The 22400-nt window shown below is 69.3% G+C and carries 20 protein-coding genes; all 20 read right to left on the bottom strand.

The features are described from left to right. Positions 1–60 precede the first annotated feature (60 nt). Positions 61–981 (bottom strand): UDP-3-O-acyl-N-acetylglucosamine deacetylase, encoded by a 921-nt coding sequence (gene lpxC / locus ACTVZP_RS00160; RefSeq protein ID WP_443210039.1) that lies wholly within the window; start codon positions 979–981, stop codon positions 61–63. Between the two features lie 227 nt (positions 982–1208). Continuing rightward, positions 1209–2858 carry a cell division protein FtsZ gene (gene ftsZ / locus ACTVZP_RS00155; RefSeq protein ID WP_443210038.1) on the bottom strand — a complete coding sequence of 550 codons (1650 nt, stop codon included), beginning with the start codon at positions 2856–2858 and terminating at the stop codon, positions 1209–1211. A gap of 180 nt (positions 2859–3038) precedes the next feature. Then, positions 3039–4373: a cell division protein FtsA gene (ftsA, locus tag ACTVZP_RS00150; RefSeq protein ID WP_443210037.1), complete on the bottom strand. Its 1335-nt coding sequence runs from the start codon at positions 4371–4373 to the stop codon at positions 3039–3041. Further along, complete coding sequence (locus ACTVZP_RS00145) at positions 4370–5296, bottom strand: cell division protein FtsQ/DivIB (RefSeq protein WP_443210036.1); 927 nt, start codon at positions 5294–5296, stop codon at positions 4370–4372. Before ACTVZP_RS00145 ends, ftsA begins: the two co-directional genes overlap by 4 nt. Continuing rightward, a complete protein-coding gene (locus tag ACTVZP_RS00140; RefSeq protein ID WP_443210035.1) occupies positions 5284–6207 on the bottom strand; it encodes a D-alanine--D-alanine ligase in 924 nt (307 codons plus the stop codon). Before ACTVZP_RS00140 ends, ACTVZP_RS00145 begins: the two co-directional genes overlap by 13 nt. 38 nt (positions 6208–6245) lie before the next feature. After that, complete coding sequence (gene murB, locus ACTVZP_RS00135; RefSeq protein WP_443210034.1) at positions 6246–7172, bottom strand: UDP-N-acetylmuramate dehydrogenase; 927 nt, start codon at positions 7170–7172, stop codon at positions 6246–6248. Further along, positions 7169–7423 carry a DUF2484 family protein gene (locus ACTVZP_RS00130; RefSeq protein WP_443210033.1) on the bottom strand — a complete coding sequence of 85 codons (255 nt, stop codon included), beginning with the start codon at positions 7421–7423 and terminating at the stop codon, positions 7169–7171. Before ACTVZP_RS00130 ends, murB begins: the two co-directional genes overlap by 4 nt. Positions 7424–7436: 13 nt before the next feature. After that, positions 7437–8849 carry a UDP-N-acetylmuramate--L-alanine ligase gene (murC, locus tag ACTVZP_RS00125; protein WP_443210032.1) on the bottom strand — a complete coding sequence of 471 codons (1413 nt, stop codon included), beginning with the start codon at positions 8847–8849 and terminating at the stop codon, positions 7437–7439. Then, complete coding sequence (locus tag ACTVZP_RS00120) at positions 8846–9940, bottom strand: UDP-N-acetylglucosamine--N-acetylmuramyl-(pentapeptide) pyrophosphoryl-undecaprenol N-acetylglucosamine transferase (RefSeq protein ID WP_443210031.1); 1095 nt, start codon at positions 9938–9940, stop codon at positions 8846–8848. Before ACTVZP_RS00120 ends, murC begins: the two co-directional genes overlap by 4 nt. Before the next feature lies 1 nt (position 9941). Next, positions 9942–11108 (bottom strand): putative lipid II flippase FtsW, encoded by a 1167-nt coding sequence (gene ftsW / locus ACTVZP_RS00115; RefSeq protein ID WP_443210030.1) that lies wholly within the window; start codon positions 11106–11108, stop codon positions 9942–9944. Positions 11109–11437: 329 nt separating this feature from the next. Continuing rightward, a complete protein-coding gene (locus tag ACTVZP_RS00110; RefSeq protein WP_443210029.1) occupies positions 11438–11908 on the bottom strand; it encodes a GFA family protein in 471 nt (156 codons plus the stop codon). A 57-nt stretch (positions 11909–11965) separates the two neighbouring features. Continuing rightward, the gene (gene murD, locus ACTVZP_RS00105) at positions 11966–13363 is read right to left on the bottom strand and encodes a UDP-N-acetylmuramoyl-L-alanine--D-glutamate ligase (protein ID WP_443210028.1); all 1398 of its coding nucleotides are present in this window, start codon (positions 13361–13363) and stop codon (positions 11966–11968) included. Between the two features lie 263 nt (positions 13364–13626). Next, on the bottom strand, positions 13627–14202 hold the full coding sequence (locus tag ACTVZP_RS00100; protein ID WP_443210027.1) for a BON domain-containing protein: 576 nt from the start codon (positions 14200–14202) through the stop codon (positions 13627–13629). Between the two features lie 218 nt (positions 14203–14420). After that, complete coding sequence (gene mraY, locus ACTVZP_RS00095; protein ID WP_443210026.1) at positions 14421–15503, bottom strand: phospho-N-acetylmuramoyl-pentapeptide-transferase; 1083 nt, start codon at positions 15501–15503, stop codon at positions 14421–14423. Next, positions 15504–16949 (bottom strand): UDP-N-acetylmuramoyl-tripeptide--D-alanyl-D-alanine ligase, encoded by a 1446-nt coding sequence (locus ACTVZP_RS00090; RefSeq protein WP_443210025.1) that lies wholly within the window; start codon positions 16947–16949, stop codon positions 15504–15506. 90 nt (positions 16950–17039) lie between these two features. Further along, on the bottom strand, positions 17040–18527 hold the full coding sequence (locus tag ACTVZP_RS00085) for a UDP-N-acetylmuramoyl-L-alanyl-D-glutamate--2,6-diaminopimelate ligase (protein ID WP_443210024.1): 1488 nt from the start codon (positions 18525–18527) through the stop codon (positions 17040–17042). 14 nt (positions 18528–18541) lie between these two features. After that, positions 18542–20335 (bottom strand): peptidoglycan D,D-transpeptidase FtsI family protein, encoded by a 1794-nt coding sequence (locus ACTVZP_RS00080; RefSeq protein ID WP_443210023.1) that lies wholly within the window; start codon positions 20333–20335, stop codon positions 18542–18544. Then, entirely contained in the window at positions 20332–20691 is a 360-nt protein-coding gene (ftsL, locus tag ACTVZP_RS00075) for a cell division protein FtsL (protein ID WP_443210022.1), read from the bottom strand. Before ftsL ends, ACTVZP_RS00080 begins: the two co-directional genes overlap by 4 nt. Before the next feature lie 2 nt (positions 20692–20693). Next, complete coding sequence (rsmH, locus tag ACTVZP_RS00070; RefSeq protein ID WP_443210021.1) at positions 20694–21689, bottom strand: 16S rRNA (cytosine(1402)-N(4))-methyltransferase RsmH; 996 nt, start codon at positions 21687–21689, stop codon at positions 20694–20696. A 3-nt stretch (positions 21690–21692) separates the two neighbouring features. Next, on the bottom strand, positions 21693–22199 hold the full coding sequence (gene mraZ, locus ACTVZP_RS00065; RefSeq protein WP_443210020.1) for a division/cell wall cluster transcriptional repressor MraZ: 507 nt from the start codon (positions 22197–22199) through the stop codon (positions 21693–21695). Between the last annotated feature and the right edge of the window lie 201 nt (positions 22200–22400).

Raw genomic sequence — 22400 nt, 5'->3', positions numbered from 1 at the left:
CCCGGTTCCTAGCACAGAAAAATCCGGGGCGCAAAACGCCTTTGCGCCCCGTCGCCAGGATCAGCGCAGTGCAGGGATGTCCGACCGGTGGACGCCGACGCCGGGCAGCTTGCAGCCTGCCATGAGCCCGCAATCCACGAGGCGGAAGGCATCGCGGCGGGCGAAAAGCGCCCGCAGCAGCCGGTTGGTCATCGCATGACCGGCGCGGATGCCGGTGTAGCGGCCGATGATGGGCCCGCCCGCAAGCGACAGGTCGCCCAGAGCGTCGAGCATCTTGTGGCGCACAGGCTCGTCCGCATGGCGCAGACCGCCGGGCGAGAGGATACGGTCGCCCTCGAAGACGACGGCGTTCTCGAACGTGCCGCCGAGCGCGAGACCGTTCGCCCGCATCGCATCCACATCCGCCTGGCGGCAGAAGGTGCGGCTGTCGCAAAGCTCGCGCACGAAGGCGCCGTTGGCCATGTTCAGCGACTTTTCCTGCCGGCCGATGGCCGTCTCGGCGAAGTCGATCGAGAAGTCGATCTCGAACTCGTCGGCGGGCTCCAGCCGTGCCACCGCGTCGCCGTCGCGAACTTCCACCGTCTCGAGGATGCGGATGGCGCGCACGGGCTCCGCCTGCTCGCGGATGCCGCGCGCGAGGAAGGCCTCGACGAAGGGAACGGACGAGCCGTCGAGGATCGGAACCTCGGGGCCGTCGATCTCGATCAGCGCGTTGTGGATGCCACATCCAGCGAGCGCCGCCATGACATGCTCGATGGTCGAGACGGTCACGCCGGACGGATTTGCGACGAGGGTGCAGAGGCGCGAGGGCACGACGGCATCCCAGCGCGCCGGGATCAGAGCGTAACCCGAGGTGACGTCCACGCGCCGGAACCAGATGCCGTAATCGGCCGAGGCCGGCTTGACGATCATACGCACAGGTTCGCCGGAATGGAGCCCGACGCCGGTGAATTTCGCTGCGGATTTCAGAGTGCACTGCACGGCCTGTCTCCTTTCCGGCTTGTGGTCCGGTTCACTTCGACGGCTCGTCCCGTCTTGCCATCGTGAGTTAAGATGTCGCGCAGATCTTCTCAATTCACTCTTTGTGACCGGATGTAACACGGCCGCCTCTTAACCGGCACCTGCAATAACAGCGGACGCAAGCCGCTGACGCAGAATGAAAAAAGGCCCGGACTCGCCGGGCCTTTCAAAAGGAAGATGTGAACGGATCAGTTTGCCTGACGACGCAGGAAGGCAGGGATCTCGATCCGCTCCTGATCGGCCGAAAGCTCCGGCTCGTCGTCGTAGCTGGTCACCGGCGGCTGCGGACGCGACGGCTGCGCGCGCGGTTCAGGCTGCTGCTCGCCGTGGCCGGCCATGCGGTTGATGAGCGAGCCGATGCCGAAGCGCGGCTTTTCGGCCGAAGCGGCCGCCGCCGGACGCTGGACCGGCGCCGCAGGGCGTTGCTGGCCGGCCGCCATGCCGGGACGGCCCTGCGCCGGGTTCTTGTTCACCGCGGCCTGAAGCCGCGCAAGCGCCTCGGGCGACGGCTGGCCGGGGGCACGCGGACGCGGGGCCACGAAGGCCGAGGCATCCTGATCGTGAACGCTGGCCGCGCGCGGCTGCGGTTGCGGCTGCGGGCGGTAAGCCGGCGGCGGCAGCTCGTCCTCGTCAGCGTAGTGATCCGACTCGTACTGGTCGCTGGCGGAGGGGTCGAAGTGGTTCGCCATCGGCTCGGGCGCAGGCTGCGGCGCGGCCGGCTGAGGAGCGGCGGGCGCGACTGCGACCGGCTGCGGCATCTCGCGGCGCGGAGCAGGTTGCGGAGCCGGCGCCGGTTCCGGATGCGAGAAGCTCGCCGGCAGCGGCGCGGCCATCGAGCGGCGCGGCACCGGCATGTCCAGAGCGGGCTTCGTGGCATCGATGCCGGTCGCCACGACGGAGACGCGGATCATGCCCTCCATCGACGTGTCGAGGGTCGAGCCGACGATGATGTTGGCGTCCGAGTCCACCTTCTCGCGGATGACGTTCGCGGCCTCGTCGAGTTCGAACAGCGTGAGGTCGTAGCCGCCGGTGATGTTGATGAGCACGCCCTTCGCGCCGTTGAGGCTGATCTCGTCGAGCAGCGGGTTCGCGATGGCCTTCTCGGCCGCCTGAAGCGCACGATCCTCGCCCATGGCCTCGCCCGTGCCCATCATGGCCTTGCCCATCTCGTCCATCACCGCGCGCACGTCGGCGAAGTCGAGGTTGATGAGGCCCGGGCGCACCATCAGGTCGGTCACGCCCTTGACGCCCTGGTAGAGCACGTCGTCGGCCATGGCGAAGGCCTCGGTGAAGGTCGTGCGCTCGTTGGCGAGGCGGAACAGGTTCTGGTTCGGGATGATGATGAGGGTGTCCACCACCTTCTGCAGCGCGTCGATGCCGTCCTCGGCCTGACGCATCCGCTTGGCACCCTCGAACTGGAAGGGCTTGGTGACGACGCCGACGGTCAGCACGCCGAGTTCGCGCGCGGCCTGCGCGATGATCGGCGCCGCGCCGGTGCCGGTGCCGCCGCCCATGCCGGCGGTGATGAAGCACATGTGCGCGCCGGCGAGGTGATCGACGATCTCCTCGATGGTCTCCTCGGCGGCGGCGGCGCCCACAGAGGGACGCGCGCCCGCGCCGAGGCCTTCGGTGACCTTCACGCCCATCTGGATCTTCGAGGTCGCGCGGCTTTGCTGAAGGGCCTGCGCGTCGGTGTTCGCCACGACGAACTCGACCCCCTCCAGCTGCTGCTCGATCATGTTGTTGACGGCATTGCCGCCGGCACCGCCCACACCGAACACGGTGATGCGCGGCTTCAGCTCTTCACGTGCGTTGTTCATCATGAGGTTGAGTGCCATTGCCAATCCGCCTGCTTGTCGTTGTCCCTCGGCGCATTCAGCAGCGCCCTTCTCCGCATTAGATCGAACCTTACCGGCAGACGCCGGAGTCGTCATCAAAAAAAGCCAAATTACCCACAAAATGTGGGAGGGCGCCGGAACACGTAAGCGGTATTTCGCTGAACACGCAGGATCTGGGGGTTACCAGTTGTCCTTGAACCATTTGATCGCTCTGCGGAGCGAGCGGGCGGGATAGCGTTCCGCGGGGATGTCGAAGTCCCACCACTCGTCCTGCGGATGGGCGGCGAAGAGGCAAAGACCCACGGCAGAGGAAAAGGCCGATCCCGAGACCTGCTGCGGCAGGCCCTGCACGCGGAGCGGACGGCCGAGCCGCACGCGCTGCCCGAGGATCCGGGCCGCGAGGCCGTCGAGGCCGGGGATCTGGCTGCCGCCGCCGGTGATGACGATCTGCTGGCTCGGCAGATGCTCGAAGCCGGCCGCGTCGAGGCGCGAGCGGGCTTCCTCAAGGATCTCCTCGACGCGCGGACGCATGATGCCGATCAGTTCCGCCCGGCTGACCGTCCGGCGGTCCTTGTCCCAGTCGCCCGTATCCGCGCCGATGTCGATCATCTCGCGGTCGTCCATTCCCGTGGCCACGACACCGCCATGCAGGGTCTTGATCTTCTCGGCAGTGGCCAGCGGTACCTGCAGGCCCTTGGAGATGTCCGAGGTCACGTGATCGCCGCCCATGCGGACCGAGTCGGCGAAGATCATGTGCTTCTTGATGAAGATCGAGAGGCCGGTCGCGCCTCCGCCCATGTCGATGCAGGCGGCGCCAAGTTCCTGCTCGTCCTCGACAAGGCTCGAGATGCCCGAGACATAGGCCGAGGAGGCGATCCCCGCGAGTTCCAGGTCGCACCGCTTGATGCAGTAGAGCAGGTTCTGGATCGCGTCCGACTCGACGGTCAGCAGGTGCATGTCCACCGCCAGCCGGTTTCCGATCTGCCCGCGCGGATCACCGAGGCCGGTCCGGTGGTCGAGGGCGAAGTTGACGGGCTGGGCGTGAAGCACCTCGCGGTGCGGCCCGAAATCCGGCACCTCGCAAGCGGCCATGACGCGCGCCACGTCCTGCTCGGTCACGACCGAGTCCTGAAGCTCCCACTCTCCCGCGAGACCGTAGCTGCGCGGATCGGCCCCGGCGAAGCAGGCGATGACGTGATCCACACGGACGTTCGCCATCTTCTGCGCCGCCTGCACCGCGGTGCGGATCGCGCGCTCGGTCTCGTTCATGACCGAGATTTCGCCGAAATGCACCCCGCGCGAGCGGGTGGTGGCGGCGCCGATCACCCGGAACGAGGACTGACCGGCCATCGGCCCGACCCCGTCATGCTCGCGCAGCCGGTCCGGCCCGTCGAAGCGCAGGATGAGGCAGGTGATCTTCGACGAGCCGACGTCGAGGATCGCGATCACCCCCCGCTGCATCGCGGCTCGGCGCATGTTCCGCATGGCACGCTGGGACTGATAGAGGTCGGTCATAGGTCGCTTCCACTTGTATCAATTCCCCGCGCACGCCGGACCTCGTTCAGTGCGTAGGGGGCGAGCCTCAGCACGGGACGGTCCTTGATGCGCAGGTCGACGGAAATCACGTCGCGGTCCAGAAGGTCCTCGGCCTCGTCGAGAGCGATCATCCGCTCGACGGCAGCCACGGGTTCCTCGACGGGCAGCAGAATGCGCTGCCCGCGGTCGAGCACGATGTCCCAGCGCCGCTCGCCCATCCGGACGAGGCCACGAACCCGCTTCAGGATCGGATGTGCGGCGGCGAGGATCTCGAGCGCCTCGGGCACGGCGCGCTCGGCGCCCTCGCCCGCGATGACGGCCAGATCCGCCCGCTCGCTCCGGAAGGCAAGGTTGTCGACGCGGCGGCCGGTCTCGTCCAGCAGGACGAGGGTCGCCGCCCGCCGCCAGATGATTGCGGGTTCGCGCTCGGTCACGCGCACCTCGAGAAGCCCGCCCGAGCGCACGCGCACCTCGGCCTGAGCCACGGCGTCGATGCTCTCGATCCGGGCCCGGGCGGAGGTCAGGTCGATGTCGAACGAGCTGAGCGGCAGCTTCAGCGCCAGCGTTGCACGGATGCGGTCGGACAGCTCGGGCGATGCGCCGTCGATCGACAGCAGCGTGACCATGAATTCGGGGCGCTGCTGGAAGCTGTCGACGAGCCCGGTGAAGGCACCCGCGATGGCCGCACGCCGGTCGGAACTGGCGAAGACCAGAGCGATGACGAGCAGGACGGCCAGGATCGGAAGTCCGGTGCGCAGGGCAGTCCGGAACATCGGCGTGAGCCAGAGCCGCTGCGCGCGATAGGCCCAGCGGGAGGGCGCCGGATCGCGCCGGCCGGGATGGCGGCGCGGCGGGGCGCCCCTCGGGTCGCGACGGTGTGGCGGAAAGCTCAGCGACTGCATGAGGCGTCCTCCACCAACCAGGCGCAGAACTCGGGGAAGGAATGGCCGCAATGGGCCGCCTGCTCCGGCGAGAGCGAGGTGGGCGTCATGCCGGGCTGGGTGTTGGTTTCGAGCAGGACCAGCCCGTCGAGGCCGCGCGTCTCGTCCCAGCGCAGGTCCGACCGTGAGATGCCACGGCAGCCGAGCGCCCGGTGGGCACGAAGCGCGATGTCGAGGCAGGCGTCGGTGATCTCGTCCGGCAGGTCGGCGGGCACGAAATGACGCGAGCCACCGGGACGATACTTGGCGTCGTAGTCATACCAGCCGTCGGACACGATGTCGGTGACCGCGAGCGCCCGGTCGCCCATCACGGTGACGGTCAGTTCGCGGCCGGGGACATAGGTCTCGACCATCAGGTTCTGCGGCATGTCGGCCGCGAGCTGCGGCGGACCATTGGCATCCTCGTGCACGATGTAGACACCCACCGAGGAGCCCTCGGCATTGGGCTTGACCACATAGGGCGGCGGCAGGAGGTGGCGCGCCCGCACCTCCTCGGGGGTGGCGAGCACGCTCCGGGTCACGGGCAGCCCGGCTGCGGCGAAGACCTCCTTCGCGCGGGCCTTGTCCATGGCCAGCGCCGAAGCCAGCACGCCGGAATGGGTGTAGGGGATGCGGAGCCATTCGAGCAGGCCCTGCACGCAGCCGTCTTCGCCCCAGCGGCCGTGGAGCGCGTTGAACACCGCATCGGGCTTCAGGTCGGCGAGCACGCGGGCGAGGTCGGGGCCGGCATCGACCTCCGTCACCTCGTAGCCTGCGTCCCGCAGGGCCGCGCTGCACGAATGCCCCGACGACAGCGAAACCTCGCGCTCGGACGAGGCCCCACCCATCAGCACAGCAACCCTGGGGAACGTCCTGCCGGACCGTCCCGCCATGTATCTTTCCGCCTCAGCCGCGTCCCTGGGACGCGTTATTATTCTTTTTTAACGGGCGGTTCGCCCACCCGCATGATTTCCCACTCTAGCTCTATTCCCGAGCTTTGGAAAACCCTTTTTATCACTTCCTCACCCAATCCTTCCAGATCGGCCGCCGTGGCTCCGCCCGTGTTGATCAGGAAGTTCGAGTGCATCTCGCTCATCTGCGCCCCGCCGCGGCGTGCGCCGCGCATCCCGGCCTCGTCGATGAGCTTCCAAGCCTTGAGGTCATGCGTGTCATCCGCGCGTCCCGTGGACGAGAAGCCGGCCGGATTGCGAAAGGTCGAGCCTGCACTCCGCTCCTTCGTGGGCTGGCTCGCGTCGCGCTTCGCGATCTGCTCGTCCATCCGGCGCGCGAGGTCGGCGGGATCGCCGGCCTCGGCACGGAAGGTGGCCTCGACAAGGACGCAGCCTTCGGGCAGTGCGCTCCGGCGATAGCCGAGGCCGAGATCGGATGCGGGCAGCGTCACCGCCCTGCCCTCGCGCGTCACGGCGCGCACCTCGACCAGATGGTCGGCCACGTAGGAGCCGTAGCAGCCCGCGTTCATCCGCACCGCGCCGCCGATGGAACCGGGGATCGTTCGCAGGAAGGTGAGGTCGCGCCTCGCCTCGGCCGCGCGACGCGCCACATGGGCGTCCAGCGCCGCAGCCCCCGCGATGACGCGGTCGCCCTCGATCCGGATGCCGTTGAAGCCACGACCGAGACGGATCACCACCGCCCGCAGCCCGCCGTCCCGGATGATGAGGTTCGAGCCGACGCCCATCGGGAAGACCGGCACCCTCGGATCCAGCGTTGCAAGGAAGTCTGCCAGATCCGCCTCGTCCGCAGGCTGGAACAGCCAGTCGGCAGGGCCGCCCACCCGAAGCCATGTCAGATCGGCAAGCGGACGCGCCTCGGTCAGGCTGCCGCGGACGGGCGGCATCATTCCGTGTGCTCCGGCGGCGTGCGGCGGAAGCGGACGAGGATGCGGCCGACCGGCCAGTAGAGGCAGGCGGCCCCCAGGATCAGCGCGAGCATTCCGACGAGCGGCCCGTGCCGGTAGGTCATCCAGCCGAGGAGCGGGATGCCTGTCGCGACCAGCAGGGCCGTTCCCGGCCCCTGCGCCCGCGGCGGCAGGTTGGCCGCGGCCAGTGCGGCCACCACCCAGAGCCCGGCGAGGAGAAGCGGCGCGACCATCACCCCCGGCGGCTCACGCCGCCTTCCCCATCAGACGTGCGGGCAGATTGTTCGCCCAGGTCGAGATCGTGCCCGCTCCGAGGCAGACCACCATGTCGCCCGGCCGCGCCTGCTCGCGCACCAGCCGCTCGAGATCGTCCTCGCAGAGGATCGCGCGCGCGTGCCGGTGGCCGTGCGAGATGAGCCCTGCCACCAGGTCGTCGCGGCTCGCGCCCGGAATCGGGTCCTCGCCCGCGGCATAGACCTCGGCAATGGCCACGACATCGGCCTCGTTGAAGCAGGTGCAGAAGTCGTCGAACAGCGAATGGAGCCGGCTGTAGCGGTGCGGCTGGTGGACGGCGATCACCCGCCCCTTCACCGCCTGCCGCGCGGCGCGCAGAACGGCTGCGATCTCCACCGGATGGTGGCCGTAGTCGTCGATGATCGTGACGCCGTTCACCTCGGCCACCTTGGTGAAGCGCCGGTTGACGCCGCCGAAGGCCGCCAGCGCCTCGCGGATCTCGTCCTTCTTCATGCCGAGGTGGCGCGCCACGGCCACCGCCGCCAGCGCGTTCGAGACGTTGTGGTCGCCCGGCATCGGCAGGGTGAGGCCCTCGATGACATGGCCCGCGCCCTCGGACTGCAAGGCCACATCGAAATGCGCGCTGCCGTTCTCGTAGTGCAGGTTGATCGCGCGAACGTCGGCCTGGGCGTTGAAGCCGAAGGTGACGATCCGCCGGTCGGTAACGCGGCCGACGAGTGCCTGCACCTCGGGATGATCGGTGCAGCAGACGGCGAGGCCGTAGAACGGGATGTTGGTGACGAAGTCGTAGAAGCCCTTGCGCAGCGCGTCGAACGAGCCCCAGTGCTCCATGTGCTCGGGGTCGATGTTGGTCACGATGGCGATGGTCGCGGGCAGACGGTTGAACGAGCCGTCCGACTCGTCGGCCTCCACCACCATCCATTCGCCGGCGCCCGCCCGCGCGTTCGAGCCATAGGCATGGATCACGCCGCCATTGATGACCGTCGGGTCGAACCCGCCCTTGTCCAGGAGCGTCGCCACCATCGTCGTGGTCGTGGTCTTGCCGTGGGTGCCCGCGATGGCGATGTTCGAGCGCATCCGCATGAGCTCGGCCAGCATCTCGGCGCGGCGCACCACCGGCAGGCCGCGCAGCCGCGCCTCCTCGAGCTCGGGGTTGCCCTTCTTGATCGCCGAGGAGATCACGACCACCGCGGCCTCGCCCAGGTTCGAGGCCCGCTGGCCCTCGAAGAAGGTTGCGCCCAGCGACACCAGACGGTCGGTGATCTTCGAGGCCTTCGCATCCGAGCCCTGCACCCGGTAGCCCAGCGTCATCAGCACCTCGGCGATGCCCGACATGCCGATGCCGCCGATGCCGACGAAATGGATGGGGCCGAGTTCCCCCGGCAGCTTGGTTGCGGCGTTCATGTGTCTTTCCTTGCCAGATGCTCCACCACCTCGACGAGACGCTCGGTGGCATCGGGACGGCCATGGGCCAGCGCATTGTGTGCCATCTGCCGCGCCGCACCGGGCTGCGACAGCACCGCGGCGATTTGCTCCGACAGCGAGCCGGGGTCAAGCGCCGATTCAGGAATCAGGATCGCGGCCTGAGCCTCGACGAGGCCACGCGCGTTCGCGGTCTGATGGTCCGCCGTGGCGGCCGCGAAGGGGATAAGGATCGCGGGACGCCCGATGATCGAGATGTCCGCCACGGAAGAAGCGCCCGAGCGCGAAATCACCAGCTGCGCCTCCGAGAGCCGGCGCGGGATGTCGGTGAAGAAGGTCTTCACCTCGGCCACGACGCCCGCCGCATCATAGGCGCGGGTCACGCGGTCCACGTCCTCCTCGCGTGCCTGATGGGCGATGCGGAGGTTCGAGAGGATCGCTTCCGGAAGGCAGGCGATCGCCTGCGGCACCACGTCGGACAGCACCCGCGCCCCCTGGCTTCCGCCAATCACGACGAGGCTGAGCGGGTAGTCGCCCGGCGGGATATAGGGTGCCGCGGCTCTCTCGAGCACCGCCGCACGGACAGGATTTCCGGTGTGGTAGCCCTCGACGCCCTCGGGCAGGTCGGTGGGCCAGGTGCCGCAGCAGACCGCGTCGACCCGAGGCGCGAACAGGCGGTTGACCCGGCCGAGCACTCCGTTCTGCTCGTGGATCATCCGCGGCAGGCGCAGCGCCACAGCCGCCGAAAGAGCCGGGATCGAGGGGTAGCCGCCGAAGCCCACGACCACCGCCGGGCGGTCGCGCAGGAACCCTGCGACGGCCGAGGCCACGCCTCCCGCGATGCGGAGCGGCACCAGCGCCTTCGCAAGCGGCCCGCCGCGAGCGAAGGTAGCCGAGCTGACCTCCTCGATCTGGACCATATGGGGAAAGCCACCGGCATAGCGGGCGCCGCGGGCATCGGTCGAGAGCTTCACGCGCCAGCCGCGGCGGACCATCGCCTCGGCCAGGGCCTGTGCGGGGAACATGTGCCCCCCCGTCCCTCCCGCGGCGATCAGGAGGAGCGGCCGGCCCATGTCACCGCCCCCGCTTGAACAGGATGTCGCCGATCTCGCCCTGCGGGCGCGAACGGGTCATGGCGAGCAGCATCCCCACGGTGACGCCCGCCGCGATCACCGACGAGCCGCCGTAGCTGACGAAGGGCAGCGTCATGCCCTTGGCCGGCAGCAGACGCACCGCGACGCCCATGTTGATCATGGCCTGCACGCCGAAGATGCAGGCGAGCCCGGTGCCGGCCAGCCGGATGAAGGGATCGCGCTCGCGCATCAGCCGGAAGAGGCTCCGCACCGTGACCGTGCCATAGAGCGCGATGATGATCAGGACGAGGATGAGCCCGTATTCCTCGGCCGCGACAGCGATGATGAAGTCGGTATGCGCGTCGGGCAGCGACCATTTCACCTGCCCCTCGCCCACTCCCACGCCGAAGAAGCCGCCCTCCTGGATCGCGTTCGTGGCGTAACCCAGCTGGGTGCGCGGATCGAGGTCGGGGTTCAGGAAGCCGTCGATCCGGCGCGCGAAGTGCTCGGACGAGTTGTAGGCGAAGAAGGCGCCCGAGCCGACGAGGCCCATGATGATGGCGATGAGCGTCATCGGCGCGCCGGCCACGAAGTACATCACGCTCCAGCCGAAGAGCACCAGCGCCGCCTGCCCGAAGTCCGGCTGCATCGCCAGAAGCAGCACGATCACCGTGGTGAGCGCGAAGGAGAACGTCTTGCCGGGCGGGCCGTTCAACTCCTGACTTGCGGCCATCAGCCAGGCGCCGAGGATGACGAAGCCGGGCTTGAGGAATTCCGACGGCTGCACCGAGGCGAAGCCGAACGAGAACCAGCGGACGGCGCCCTTGCCGAAGTCGGTGCCGAAGAAGGGCAGCAGCACGAGCGCGACGAAGGCCCCTGCAAAGCCCAGCACGCCGAGCCTGCGAACCATGTCGGGCGACATCATCGAGACCGCGAACATCGCGACGATCCCCATGCCGCCGAAGAAGGCCTGACGCTGGACATAGTAGAACGGATCCAGCCCGTTGCGCGTGGCCAGCGGCACCGAGGCCGCGAGGCCGAGCAGAAGCCCGATCCCGAACAGCACCAGGATCGACGTGAGCGACCACTTGTCGATGGTGCGCCACCAGCGGGGAAGAACCGGCTCGGTCGCCCGCACGGGCATGGAGCCATAGACCATCTCAGTCATGGGAAAGATCCGCCTGCACTGCCTCGTCCGCCCGTTTTCCGGGTCTCGCGAAAACTCTAGCCAAGTTGGATGCATCTGGCCAGCGGAAAGGCTGCGGAACGCGGAGGTCGGGCGCCGCTCCCATCGGGCCTGCGAAGGGTCGTCGGAGGGCGCGGCGGCGACCCCCCGCGACCGCCGGCACTGCGTTCCCGCAGTGGTGGCAAGGACCGGATCAGACGCGGTGAGCATCACCGCCACGCGCTTTTGACGATGCGGCAAGCCTGCCTGCAAGGCCAAGCCTGCGGCAAAGGGCATCCGATGCCCGTGCCGCCTTCCGACCGCCGAAGGGTCTAGCGGGCCGTGCTCTCGCGGAGCACCTGCCACCGGGCGAGGCTCGACTCTGGCCAGTGCTCGCGGCGCGAGTAGTATTCCTCCATCACCGGCACCCGCCCGTCCAGATGGACCCAGGGCAGCTTCGTCGAGGTGTAGATGTGGATGTCGGGCGGACAGGCCGCCGGATCCTCGAGCGTGCCCACCCGGACGAAGGCGATCGCCCGGCCCGCGCCCGAGTAGTGGCTCCAGAGCGCGACCTGGCATCGGGGGCAGCGCAGCACCTCCTGCCCCTTGCCCGAGTTCGACGCGATCCGGACGACCTCAGGCTGGCCGGCAACCAGTTCCACTCGGTCGGCCTCGATCATCGCGTTCAGCGCAAAGGCCGTGCCCGTCTCGCGCTGGCACCAGCTGCAGTGGCAGCAATGGACGAAGAGCGGGCGCTCCGTCAGCCGATAGCGGACCTCCCCGCAGGTGCAGCGTCCTTCCATGCCCGTCCTCCCTCGCCTGTGCCAAGCCATCGAAGCGGCGGCAGACTCGTCCCGCCGTCAGAGCAGCGCCTTCACCTTCTCGGTAAAGTCCTCGCCGCGCTTCTCGAAATTCGGATACTGGTCGAAGCTGGCCGCTGCCGGAGCGAGCAGGACGACCTCGCCCGGCTGCGCCTCGGCCGCGGCGCGCGCGACCGCGCGCTCCATGGTCTCGCAGATCTCGTGGTCGGTGGCGCCCAGCTGCAGCGCGAAGTCGCGCGCGGAGTGCCCGATCAGATAGGCCTTGGCCACCGAGCCCAGATGCGGCTGAAGCGCCGCAATCCCGCCGTCCTTGCCCAGACCCCCGGCGATCCAGCGGATCTTCGGGAAGGCCTGCAGCGCCTTCGCCGCGCTGTCCACGTTGGTGGCCTTCGAATCGTTCACGAAGCGCACGCCGTCCTTCTCGCCCACGAGCTGGCTCCGGTGGGGCAGGCCCGCGAAGGAGGCGAGCGACGCCTCGATCTGCCGCGGCGCAAGGCCGAGCGTGCGGCACACCGCATAGGCCGCGCAGGCGTTCTGGTGGTTGTGCGCCCCCGGCAGGCCCGGCATGGCGCGCAGGTCGATCGAGGCCATCTGCCGGCCCTTGCGCCACTCTGACAGGAACCCCTTCCGCGCAAAGACCGACCAGCCGAACCGCTCGAGCTTCTGGCCGGCCGAGATGCGGATCACGCGGTCGTCCTCGGGCGCGACGGAGAGCTGGCCGGCGAGATAGAGCCCCTCGGGTTCGTCCACGCCGATCACGGCGCGGTCAGGGCCGCCCTCGGCGAAGAGCCGGCGCTTGGCCGCGAAATAGCCGCCCATCCCGCCATGCCGGTCGAGGTGGTCGGGCGAGAGGTTCGTGAAGACGGCCACGTCGGGCGTCAGGGCCCGCGCGAGATCGGTCTGGTAGGAGGAAAGCTCCAGCACCACGACCTCGCCGTCGCGTGCGGGATCGAGGTCGAGGACACCGCGGCCGATGTTGCCCGCCATCTGCGTGGGCCTGCCGGCCTCCGACAGGATGTGATGAATGAGAGCCGTCGTCGTGGACTTGCCATTCGAGCCGGTGACGCAGACCACGCGGGGAATCTGGTCGAAGGCGTCCCAGTCGCTGGTGGCGAAGCTGCGGAAGAAGAGGCCGATGTCGTTGTCCACCGGCACGCCCGCAGCCAGCGCGCGGGCGATCACCGGGTTCGGCGCGGGGTAGAGATGCGGGATGCCCGGGCTCGTGACGAGCAGCGCCACGTTCTCGAAGGCGCGGTCGCGCGTGAGGTCGGTCACCGCGAACCCCTGGGCCTCGGCCTTGGCCCGTGCCTCCGGGCTGTCGTCCCAGAGGAGCGGCTCGGCGCCGCCGGCCTCCAGCGCGCGGGCGGTGGCGAGGCCGGAGCGGCCGAGGCCGAGCACGGCCACCTTGCGGCCCTCGAGGCCACGGACGGGAATCATTCTGGCGCATCCTTCTGCGGGTCGGTGCGGAGGATGGAGGGCGATGCCGGGAGGTGCAAGCCAGTGCGCGCGCCAGCCACCGGCTGTGGGGGCGTCCCGTCGAAGCCAGGCCTCCGCCGATCAGTGCCGGCGCGCTACGGCGACCACGAAGCCCCCGCTACCCACTCGCGCGAGCAGCGGGAAGCCGCCACCCGCTCCGCGACCATCGCGACCGGCTCGCGCGAAAGACGACCTGCCGGTCGCGACCGGTCGCAGGAGGCGGATCAGGCCGCGGACAGCTCGTTGTCGACAGACCGCACGCCCGGGACGCTCGCCGCGCGTTCGCCAGCACGCTGGCGGTCCTCCTCGCTGCCGGCGCTGCCGCGCAGGATCACTGTCGCCCCCGCAACCTCGACCGACAGATCGGCCACGTCGATCGCGGGATCGTCCTCGATGAGTGCCGTCACCGCCTCCGCGAGGTCGGCCACGGGCGCCACCTCGCCGGTGTCGTCCTCGAGGGCCAGGGCATCCTCCTCGGCCGCCTCCTCGTCCTCGGTCGCGGGCTCGGCCGGATACCGGTCCTCGCCCTCCCAGTCCACGCGGCTGTCGAACTCGCGCCAGCCCTGGTGATCGGCATCCTCGTCCGAAAGGCCGATGTCGCGGCTGTGCCGGGTGCGGGCGTCGGGCGGCGGATCGACGTCATAGCCCGCAGCGTCGGTGCGGCCGGTGTCCTCGACATCGAAGGGCGTCTCGGTCTCTCGGTCGGCCATGGTGGCCGAGCCGGGCCGTGCCGCGTCGCCGGTGGCATAGGGATCCTTCGGGTCGCCTTCCTCGGGGCTCTCGTGCGGCGCCTTTGCCATGTCGTTCTCCTCGTGTTGCGGCAGGGAGAACGGGCGCGGGCCGGGGCTTGTTCCCGGACTGCCGGACCCTGCGCCGGCGAGTGGCGCGGTTTCTGCGAGGACAAGATGAGGCCAGCGAAGAGACAGGGGCATGCAGGCGCCGGGAAAGTCGGGCGCCCGCAGACATGCCTTTCGCGGCGAGGCGCGGCTGCTTGCGCCCGCCGTCCCGGGGCGAAGGATCAGCGCAGCTTGAGCGTCGAGAGGCCGATCAGGGCGAGGATCAGCGAAATGATCCAGAAACGGATGACGATCTGCGGCTCCGCCCAGCCCTTCTTCTCGAAGTGGTGGTGGATCGGGGCCATCAGGAAGACGCGCCGCCCGGTGCGCTTGAAGTAGAGCACCTGGATGATGACCGACAGCGCCTCGGTCACGAAGAGGCCGCCCACGATGGCGAGCACGATCTCGTGCTTGGTGCAGACCGCGATGGCGCCAAGCGCGCCGCCGAGCGCGAGCGAGCCGGTGTCGCCCATGAAGACGGCGGCCGGAGGAGCGTTGTACCAGAGAAAGCCCAGCCCGCCGCCGACGAGGGCCGAGGAGAAGATCAGAAGCTCGCCCGTGCCCGGCACGAAGTGGACGCCCAGATAGTCGGTCAGGTTGAAGTTGCCGACGACATAGGCGATCACCCCGAGCGTGGTGCCTGCGATCATTACCGGCATGATGGCGAGCCCGTCGAGCCCGTCGGTCAGGTTCACCGCATTGGCGGCGCCCACGATCACCACCATGGCGAAGGGCACGAAGAACCAGCCGAGGTTGATCAGCGCGTCCTTGAAGAAGGGCAGCGCCAGCTGGAGCGTCAGCTCCGGCGGATGGGACCAGGCCGCCGCCGCCGCCGCGAGCGCCGCGATGAGGAGGCCTGCAATGAAGCGCACACGCCCCGGCACGCCCTTCGTGTTCTGCTTCTTCACCTTGGCATAATCGTCCGCGAAGCCGATCAGGCCGAAGGCTGCAGTCACCAGCAGGACGATCCAGACATAGGGATTGTCGAGCCGCGCCCAGAGCAGCGTCGAGACCAGAAGCGCCGAGAGGATCAGGAGCCCGCCCATCGTCGGCGTGCCGGCCTTGGCGAAATGGCTGGCCGGGCCGTCGTCGCGGATCGGCTGGCCCTTGCCCTGCTTGCGGCGCAGGAAGTCGATGAGCGGCCGGCCGAAGAGGAAACCGAAGGTCAAGGCCGTGAAGAAGGCGGCTCCCGCCCGGAAGGTCAGGTATCGGAACAGGTTGAAAACGTCGCCGCCGTCGGAAAAGGCGGTCAGGTAATACAGCATCTACTCGGCCCCTCGGGTCCTGGATGGGGCCGACTGGCCCAGTTTTCGCAGCGCGTCAACCACGAGGCTGACCTTGATCCCCTTCGATCCCTTCACCAGCACGATGTCGCCGGCATCCACGAGAAGCCGGACCCGCGGCACCAGTTCGGCCGCGGTCTCGACCCACTCGCCGCGCTGGCGCCGCGGCAGGGCCTCGTGCAGGGCGCGCATGCGGGGGCCGACGCAATGGATCAGCGCGATTCCGGCGAGGGCGGGATGGTCTGCGATGGCGCGGTGCAGTTCGGCCTCGGTGGTCCCGAGCTCGAGCATGTCGCCGAGGATGGCGATCCGGCGACCGGCGGCGATGCGCCCCACCCCGTCGGTGGGGGCCATGGCGGCCAGAAGCTCGAGACTTGCCGCCATCGAGGCGGGATTGGCGTTGAAGGCATCGTCGATCAGGTCGAAGCCGGCCTCGTCCACCGGGTCGAGCCGGATGCGCTCACGCGTGCCTCGGCCCGTGGGCGGCGACCAGAGGCCGAGATCGCAGGCGGCGATGGTCAGGTCGAGGCCGAGCGCCTCGGCGGCGGCGAGCGTGGCCAGCGCATTGGCGGCGAAGTGCCGGCCCGGGGTCTGAACCTTGAAGAGGAACGTCTGCCCGCCGTGGCTCGCACGGGCGATGGTGGCCTCGGGCGTGATCTGGACATCGGCGAGACGCCAATCGGCAGCCCCGGACTGGCCGAAGGTGACAGCCGGGACGCCGAGCGCCACGGCGCGGGCCGCGAGCACCGGCGTCACCTCGAGGTCGGCGGGAAGGATCGCGGTGCCGCCCGGCTCGAGCCCCTCGAGGATCGAGGCCTTCTCCTCGGCAATCGCGGCAAGGCCATCGAAGGCTTCGAGATGGGCCGCGGCCACCGTGGTGATCAGCGCGAGATGCGGGCGGGCAAGCCGCGCGAGGGGCGCAATCTCGCCGGGGTGGTTCATGCCGATCTCGATGACGGCGAAATCGGTGTCGGCCGGCATCCGCGCGAGGGTGAGCGGCACGCCCCAGTGGTTGTTGTAGGAGGCTTCGGCGGCATGGACACTGCCCTGCCCGCCGAGCATCGCGCGCAGCATCTCCTTGGTCGAGGTCTTGCCGACCGACCCCGTCACGGCCACCACTCGGGCGCGGGTCCGTGCGCGGGCCCCGCGACCCAGCGCGCCCAGGGCTTCGAGCACGTCGGGCACGAGGAGGAGCGGCGCGCCCTCGGTCAGCCCCTCGGGGATGCGCGAGACGAGCGCGGCGGAGGCCCCGGCCGCGAGCGCCTGGGCCACGAAATCGTGACCGTCGCGCACGTCCTTCAGCGCGACGAAGAGGTCACCGGGGCGGAGGCTGCGGGTGTCGATGGAAACGCCGGTCGCGGTGAAGGCACGGGTGGCGCGGCCGCCGGTCGCGGCCTCGGCCTCGGCGGAGGTCCAGAGCGGGTTCATGGCGTCAGGCCCTGTTGCTGGCGGGAACGGCGGGCCAGCCCCCCGCGCCCCCCGGGATAATTCTGAAAGAGTGAAGACGAGGGGACGAGGTCATATCAGCCCGTCCAGCGCCGCCGTGGCGATGCTCGCCTGCTCGGCATCGTCGAAGGGAAAGACGTCGGTGCCGACCACCTGGCCCGATTCATGGCCCTTCCCGGCGATCAGGAGCGCGTCCCCAGGCGTCAGGGCGTCGACGCCGCGCAGGATGGCCTCGGCCCGGTCGCCTACCTCATGCGCCTCGGGGCAGGCCTCGAGGATGGCGCGGCGGATGGTGGCGGGGTCCTCGGTGCGGGGGTTGTCGTCGGTGACATAGAGCACGTCGGCGTGGTCGGCCGCGGCGCGGCCCATGAGTGGCCGCTTGCCACGGTCGCGATCGCCGCCCGCACCGAAGACGACGATGATGCGGCCCATGACATGCGGGCGCAGCGCCTTGAGCGCCGTCGCGAGCGCATCAGGCGTATGGGCATAGTCGACGAAGACCGAGGCGCCGTTCCGGCGGGTGGCGGCCAGCTGCATCCGGCCCCGGACGCCCTGCAATCGGGCAAAGGTCGCGAAGACCCGCTCGGGCGCGTCGCCCGCGCCGATGGCGAGGCCTGCGGCGAGGGCCACGTTCCAGGCCTGGAAGCCGCCGATCAGCGGCAGCCGCGCAAGCTGGACCTCGCCCAGCCAGGCAAAGCGCAGGTCCTGGCCCGTCGCATCGAAACGCTGCGAGAGAAGCCGAAGGTCGGCCTCGGGGTGGAAGCCGGTGCCGATCACCCGCTGCCCCCGCGCCCGGGCGAGCGCCGCCAGTTCCGGCCCCTTCGGATCATCCAGGTTGACGACCGCGGTGCCCTCGTCGGGAAGCACGCGGGTGAAGAGACCCGCCTTGGCGGCGAAATAGGCCTCGAAGGTCTCGTGGTAGTCGAGGTGGTCCTGGGTGAAGTTCGTGAAGCCCGCCGCCGCGAGATGCACGCCATCGAGGCGGCGCTGATCGAGGCCATGCGAGGAGGCCTCCATCGCGGCATGGGTGACGCCTGCATCGGCCGCCTCGGCGAGGAGGCGGTGAAGGGTGATCGGCTCGGGCGTGGTGTGGGCGGAGGGCGCCGCGAAGGCGCCCTCGACCCCGGTCGTGCCGATGTTGATCGCGGCATGGCCCAGCGCCGCCCAGATCTGGCGGGTGAAGGTCGCGACAGACGTCTTGCCGTTGGTGCCCGTCACCGCAACCACGGTGGCGGGCTGGCGGCCGAACCAGAGGGCCGCGGCCCCGGCCAGCGCCTGACGCGGATCCTCGGCCACGACGAGCGCCGCGCCCGAGTCTTCGAGCGCCTCGCGCGCGAGCGCGGCCCCGGCGGCATCGGTCAGGATCGCGCGGGCGCCGGCTGCGAGAACCGACGGGACGAAGCTCGCGCCGTGCGCTCGGGCGCCGGGCAGTGCCGCAAACAGAAAGCCGGGGCGCACGAGGCGGCTGTCGACCGCGAGTCCGGTGACCGTGACCTCGCCGCCCCGGCCGCCCGACGGCGTGAGTCCGAGAGCCGAAAGTGTCGCTGCGCGATCCGTCATCAGCGGTCTCCCTGTCAGTTGCGGACCGCTGTTACCCGATCGAGGGGCGGGGCTTCAACCTTGGGCCGCAGGCCGAGGAGCGGCGCCGTGCGCCGGACGATCTCTGCCGCGACGGGAACCGCAGTATAGCCCGCCGTCCGGCGCGGTTCGGGACCCGAGGTCTCGACCGGCTCGTCCAGCGTCACGATCAGCACGTATTTCGGATCTGAGACAGGAAAGACGGAGGCGAAGGTGTTCACCACCTTGTCGTGATAGTAGCCGCCACGGGGATTCGGCTTGTCGGCGGTGCCGGTCTTGCCGGCGACCTCGTAGCCTTCGACATCGCCATAGGAGGCGGTGCCGCGCGTCACCACCTGCCGCAGCATCGACAGCGCCTCGCGAGAGACCTCGGGCCGCATCACGCGTTCGCCCTGGGGACGGTTCTCCTGATGGATCAGCGTGGGCTTCACCGTGATCCCGCCGTTCGCGATCGTGCCGTAGGCCGCGGCAAGATGCATGGGGCTCGCCGCAAGACCGTGGCCGTAGGAGGTGGTGATCGTGGTGATCTCGGGCCATTTCGTCGGCACGAGCGGCCGGGCGTAGGGGGCCTCCACCAGTTCGACAGGCGTCGGGTCGAAGAAGCCCAGCGACTTCAGGAAGGCCTGCTGCCGCAAGCCGCCGATCTGCAGCGCAAGCCGCGCCACACCGACGTTCGAGCTCTTCACGATCACGTCCGTCGTGCTCAGCAGCGGGCCATAGTTGTGGTTCTTGAACTCCTTGATCAGGAAGCGGCCCCAGCGCATCGGCGCATTGGCATCGACGAGCGTCTGCGCGTTCACGAGACCCAGCTCCATCGCCTGGGCGACGGTGAAGATCTTGAAGGTGGACCCGAGTTCGTAGACGCCCTGCACCGCGCGGTTGAAGAGCGGGCTGTCGCCCGGATCGGCGTTCCGGTCGACCAGCGGCGCCGGCCGGTCGTTCGGATCGAAGTCGGGCAGCGAGGCCAGCGCCAGGATCTCGCCGGTATGCGCCTCCATCAGGATCGCGGTTGCGCCCTTGGCGTTCATCATCTTCATGCCCGCGCCGAGCACCTCGGTGATGGCGGCCTGAACGGTCAGGTCGATCGAGAGCCGCAGCGACTCGCCCGCCATCGCCGGATCGCGCAGACGCGCGTCGAGCGCCTTCTCGATCCCGGCCGTGCCGATGACCTCGGCCGAATGCACGCCCTCGGCGCCGAAGCTGGTCCCGCCGAGCACATGCGCGGCCAGCCGGCCGTTGGGATAGAGGCGCATCTCGCGCGGGCCGAACAACAGGCCCGGATCGCCGATGTCATGCACCTGCTGCATCTGCTCGGGCGAGAGCTTCTTGCGGATCCAGAGGAAGCGGCGGCCGTCGGTGAAGCGCTTGACGAGATCCTGCTCCTTCAGCTCGGGGAAGATCGCGGCGAGTTCGCGCGCGACCCGGCGCGGATCGACCATGTCCTGCGGATGGGCATAGAGCGAATGGGTCAGCAGGTTCGTGGCGAGGATCCGGCCCGACCGGTCTGTGATGTCGGCGCGCTGGTTGAGGATCTCGGCGCCGGTCGCCGCGGCACGCGGCTCCATCGGCTGGGTGGAGGCCAGAAGGCCCATGCGGGCGCCGATCACCGAGAAGGCAAGGAAGAAGCAGAGGCCGAGCAGCAGCAGCCGCCCCTCGGCACGGTTGCGGGCCTTGTCGCGGATCGCCTCGTGCCGGAGGCGGCGGTTCTCGCGTTCGATCGAATCGGGATTCTCGCCCTTGGCGCGGGCGTCAAGGATGCGGGCCAGCGGGCGGAGTGGCGTGCGGATCACAGCGGCTCTCCCACTTCGCCCGAGATGTCGCCCGGCTTCAGGTCCTGCGGCCCCAGCACCTGAAGCGGATCCGGCGGATAGGAGACCTGGCTCGGCGAACCGAACTGCACCGCCTCGAGCGGCAGAAGGCCCAGCCGGTCGAAGTTCAATGCCGCCAGTTCACGCAGCCGGTCGGGACGGTTGAGATAGGCCCATTCCGCGCGCTGGACCGAGAGCGACTCGCGCAGGGTCGCGATCTCGCGGTTGAGGGCCGAGACGTCCTTGAGGGCCTGCTGCGTCGCGTAGTTCTCCCGGTAGGCCCAGAAAGCCAGGCCCATCACGGCGAGAAAGGTGAGGACATAGAGCACGGGGCGCATATTCAGCGACGTCCTTTCTTCGGGATGAGCGGCATTGCGAGGGCCTTGGCATCGACGGGGCCGGCGGGCGCATCCGTGCGGATGCCGACGCGCAGCTTCGCCGAACGGGCCCGGGGATTCTCGGCGAGTTCCGCCTCGTCCGGGCTGATCGCACGACGGAGCGGCAGAGTGAAGCGCGGAGCCTCGGCCTGCGTCTCGGGCGCGTAGCGGTTGCCCTGCCCCTCTCCGCCGGAGCGCAGCTGGAGGAAGCGCTTGACGATCCGGTCCTCGAGGCTGTGGAAGGTCACGACCGCAAGGCGGCCGCCCGGCTTCAGCGCGCGTTCGGCGGCCTCGAGCCCTTCGACGAGTTCGGAGAATTCGGCGTTCACGGCGATGCGGATCGCCTGGAAGCTGCGGGTCGCGGGGTGCATCTGGCCGGGCTTGGGACGCGGCAGGCAGCGGGCCACGATCTCGGAAAGCTGCAGCGTGCGCGTGATCGGCACTGCTGCGCGGGCCTCGACAATGGCGCGGGCGATGCGGCGCGAGGCGCGTTCCTCGCCGTAGTGATAGAGGATATCGGCCAGGGCCTCCTCCGATGCCGTGTTGACGAGATCGGCTGCGCTCTCGCCCTCCTGGCTCATCCGCATGTCGAGCGGCCCGTCCTTCTGGAAGGAAAAGCCGCGCTCGGCCCGGTCGAGCTGCATGGAGGAGACGCCGAGATCGAGCACCACCCCGTCGAGCGGCCCGGCCGCATGGTCGTCGAGCCGCGAGAAGGTGCCGGCCACCAGCCGCAGCCGATCACCGTAGTCGCCGGCCCAGGCGGACGCCATCTCGAGCGCCATGGGGTCGCGGTCCACGCCGATGACCTCGCCAGCGCCTGCATCGAGGAGACCGCGCGCATAGCCACCGGCCCCGAAGGTGCCGTCGAGCCAGCGCCCCTCGACCGGCGCCACGGCGGCAAGCAGCGGGCGCAGCAGCACCGGGATGTGGAGCTGACGCTCGGTCTCCGCCGCTGCCATGGCTCAGAACTCCTCGTCGTCGAGAAGAGAGAGCATGTCGGCACCGGGAGGCAGCTGGATCTCTTCTTCGGCGGCGAGTTCGCTCGCGTAAGTCGTGGCCTTCCAGATCTGGAACTTGTTGAGCGTGCCGGCGAAGGTCGCCTCGACGCCGCCCTTCAGATCGTCAGAGGTGATGCCGAGCTTGTCTCGGCCCTTGGGCGGCAGCACGATCCGCCCGTCCTCGTCCAGTTCCATGTTGAGCGCGAGGGTGATCATGTTGCGCTCGAGATAGCGCCGCCTGGGGCTTCCCATGGGGCGGCGGCGGATCTGTTCCTCGATCCGCTCCATCTCGGTCATGGTGTAACACTCGAGATAGGAGCGATCGCCGCCGTAAACGAGGACGAAGCTTGCCTTGCCACCTGAGTATTTCGGATCGCCGGCTTCGATGACACGACGGAAGGAAGCCGGGATCGACACCCGCGCCTTGGCGTCAACCTTCTGGTTGTATTCGCCTCTGAACGCCTCCGCCACGGCCCTTCGGTTCCTTCACTGCCCTGTGCCGCCCCGGGAGATGCAAATGCCTGACCCGGAAACGAAAGCGGCGGATCGAGCGGCTGCCACTGCCCGATCCGCCGTGCCTGTCCCATCGCTGGGTGTCCAACTGCGCACACACACCTGGGGGGATGTCTGCTCGCATGCGCGCCGGATCTGTCGTTGGATGAAAGCGGGTGC

This window comes from Rhodobacter sp. NSM, assembly GCF_052244495.1.
Taxonomy (GTDB): Bacteria; Pseudomonadota; Alphaproteobacteria; order Rhodobacterales; family Rhodobacteraceae; genus Cereibacter_A.
The sequence above is the reverse complement of the archived record's forward strand: the minus strand, read 5'-3'. Positions and strand labels throughout refer to the sequence as shown.

What these genes read in the sequence shown, in the direction of transcription:
- ACTVZP_RS00120 (WP_443210031.1), bottom strand. Translation starts at nt 9,940, where the DNA reads ATGGGCCGGCCGCTCCTCCTGATCGCCGCGGGAGGGACGGGGGGGCAC.
- rsmH (WP_443210021.1), bottom strand. Translation starts at nt 21,689, where the DNA reads ATGGCAGCGGCGGAGACCGAGCGTCAGCTCCACATCCCGGTGCTGCTG.
- ftsW (WP_443210030.1), bottom strand. Translation starts at nt 11,108, where the DNA reads ATGACTGAGATGGTCTATGGCTCCATGCCCGTGCGGGCGACCGAGCCG.
- ACTVZP_RS00140 (WP_443210035.1), bottom strand. Translation starts at nt 6,207, where the DNA reads ATGGCGGGACGGTCCGGCAGGACGTTCCCCAGGGTTGCTGTGCTGATG.
- ftsL (WP_443210022.1), bottom strand. Translation starts at nt 20,691, where the DNA reads ATGCGCCCCGTGCTCTATGTCCTCACCTTTCTCGCCGTGATGGGCCTG.
- ftsA (WP_443210037.1), bottom strand. Translation starts at nt 4,373, where the DNA reads ATGACCGACCTCTATCAGTCCCAGCGTGCCATGCGGAACATGCGCCGA.
- mraY (WP_443210026.1), bottom strand. Translation starts at nt 15,503, where the DNA reads ATGCTGTATTACCTGACCGCCTTTTCCGACGGCGGCGACGTTTTCAAC.
- murB (WP_443210034.1), bottom strand. Translation starts at nt 7,172, where the DNA reads ATGATGCCGCCCGTCCGCGGCAGCCTGACCGAGGCGCGTCCGCTTGCC.
- ACTVZP_RS00085 (WP_443210024.1), bottom strand. Translation starts at nt 18,527, where the DNA reads ATGACGGATCGCGCAGCGACACTTTCGGCTCTCGGACTCACGCCGTCG.
- ACTVZP_RS00110 (WP_443210029.1), bottom strand. Translation starts at nt 11,908, where the DNA reads ATGGAAGGACGCTGCACCTGCGGGGAGGTCCGCTATCGGCTGACGGAG.
- ACTVZP_RS00100 (WP_443210027.1), bottom strand. Translation starts at nt 14,202, where the DNA reads ATGGCAAAGGCGCCGCACGAGAGCCCCGAGGAAGGCGACCCGAAGGAT.
- ftsZ (WP_443210038.1), bottom strand. Translation starts at nt 2,858, where the DNA reads ATGGCACTCAACCTCATGATGAACAACGCACGTGAAGAGCTGAAGCCG.
- ACTVZP_RS00130 (WP_443210033.1), bottom strand. Translation starts at nt 7,423, where the DNA reads ATGGTCGCGCCGCTTCTCCTCGCCGGGCTCTGGGTGGTGGCCGCACTG.
- ACTVZP_RS00145 (WP_443210036.1), bottom strand. Translation starts at nt 5,296, where the DNA reads ATGCAGTCGCTGAGCTTTCCGCCACACCGTCGCGACCCGAGGGGCGCC.
- murD (WP_443210028.1), bottom strand. Translation starts at nt 13,363, where the DNA reads ATGATTCCCGTCCGTGGCCTCGAGGGCCGCAAGGTGGCCGTGCTCGGC.
- murC (WP_443210032.1), bottom strand. Translation starts at nt 8,849, where the DNA reads ATGAACGCCGCAACCAAGCTGCCGGGGGAACTCGGCCCCATCCATTTC.
- ACTVZP_RS00090 (WP_443210025.1), bottom strand. Translation starts at nt 16,949, where the DNA reads ATGAACCCGCTCTGGACCTCCGCCGAGGCCGAGGCCGCGACCGGCGGC.